Annotated in this window: 1 protein-coding gene; it reads left to right on the forward strand. The window is 35.0% G+C overall.

The window, feature by feature from the left end; all coding sequences use genetic code 11:
- On the forward strand, nt 1-1,886 hold a 1,886-nt coding region (gene rpoB / locus ABGX27_01785; protein ID MEO2068227.1), incomplete at both ends, for a DNA-directed RNA polymerase subunit beta.

The raw sequence follows: 1,886 nt of genomic DNA on the forward strand, positions 1-1,886 counted from the left end.
TTTCTGAAACTACTCATAAAAGAAGACTTTCTGCTTTAGGACCCGGTGGACTTTCAAGAGAACATGCTACTTTTGAGGTTAGAGACGTTCATCCATCTCATTACGGTAGAATTTGTCCTATTGAAACACCGGAAGGTCAAAATATTGGACTTGTTGTATCTCCAACTACTTACGCTCGTATCAATTGGCTTGGATTTCTAGAAACTCCTTATAGAAAAGTTGAAAATAGATATATAACTAATGAAGTTAAATATATGCAAGCTGATGAAGAGGAAAAATATATTATCGCCCAAGCTTCTGTGCCGCTTGATTCAAATGGAAAAATTGCAGCTGATACTGTAATGGCTCGTCACAAAGGAGAATTTAAGCTTGTTTTAGCAGATGAAGTTCAATATATGGACGTATCTCCAAAGCAAGTATTTTCTGTATCTTCCTCTTTAATTCCTTTCTTAGAGCATGATGATGCTAACCGTGCTCTTATGGGTTCCAACATGCAAAGACAGGCGGTTCCACTCATTACAACTGACTCCCCTATTGTTGGAACTGGAATGGAAGAGCACGTTGCAAGATACTCTCGCTGGGCTGTAACTGCAAAAAGAAGTGGAGTAGTAGAGTATGTTTCTGCAGATAAGATTATTATTAAAGCGGATGAAAATGAAAAAACGGATTCTGAAATAGATACTGGATTTGACGTATATCATCTTTTTAAATTTCAAAAATCTAATCAAAAGACATGTATAAACCAAAAACCAATTGTTAAGAAAGGACAAAGAGTAGAAAAAGGACAAGTAATTGCAGATGGACACTCTATGCAAGAAGGTGAGCTTGCTTTAGGTAAAAATGTTTTAGTTGCTTTTATGCCTTGGAGAGGATATAACTTTGAGGACGCTATTTTAGTTTCTGAGCGTCTTTTAAAAGACGACGTTTATACTTCTATTCATATAGAAGAAGTAGAAACTCAAGTGATAGAAACAAAACTTGGAAAAGAAGAAATTACAAGAGATATTCCAAATGTTCCTGAGGAAAAACTTAGACATTTAGATGAGTCTGGTATCGTAACTATTGGAACTTACGTAAAACCAGGGGATATTTTAGTTGGTAAAGTAGCTCCAAAGGGAGAGGAAGTTTTAACCCCTGAAGAAAAACTTTTACAAGCTATTTTTGGGGAAAAAGCTAAAAGCGTTAAAAATGTATCCTTAAAGTGTCCTCATGGAGTAGAAGGAGTAGTTATAGACGTAAAAATTATTTCCAGAAAAGGAGAAAATAAAGATATTCGTTCTCGTCTTTTAGAACAAGAGGAAAGAAAGAAATTAGATAAAGCTAAACAAGAGGAACTTGCTTTAATTAGAAAAGAAAGGGACAGAAAAGTTATTGAACTTATTACTGGAAAAACTTTATCTAGCGATGTTGAAATAAAAGGAGAGCTTGTAGCAAAGACTGGTGAAACTATAACTAAAGAACTTGCTGAAAAAATAGTTTTAGAAATTATCAAAAAACCTTCTTTAATTGCAGATGAAGAAACTGCAAAGGAAATTAGAAAGATAAGACTTAAGGCAATTGACCAAATGGCTTTAATTGAAAATATTTATCAAGAAAAGAAAGAGGCTTTAGAAAGAGGGCATGATTTACCGGCCGGAGTAAATAAAGTTATCAAAATATACATTGCTCAAAAACGTAAGCTTACCGTTGGAGATAAGATGGCCGGTCGTCACGGAAACAAAGGGGTTATCTCGAGAGTAGCTCCTGTAGAAGATATGCCATTTATGGAGGATGGAACTCCAGTAGATATGGTATTAAATCCCCTTGGAGTTCCTTCTCGTATGAACGTAGGACAACTTTTTGAAACTATGCTTGGTTATGCAGGTAAAAAACTCGGAGAAAAAATA

The sequence above is a fragment of the Desulfurobacteriaceae bacterium genome (assembly GCA_039832905.1).
GTDB lineage: Bacteria > Aquificota > Aquificia > Desulfurobacteriales > Desulfurobacteriaceae > Desulfurobacterium.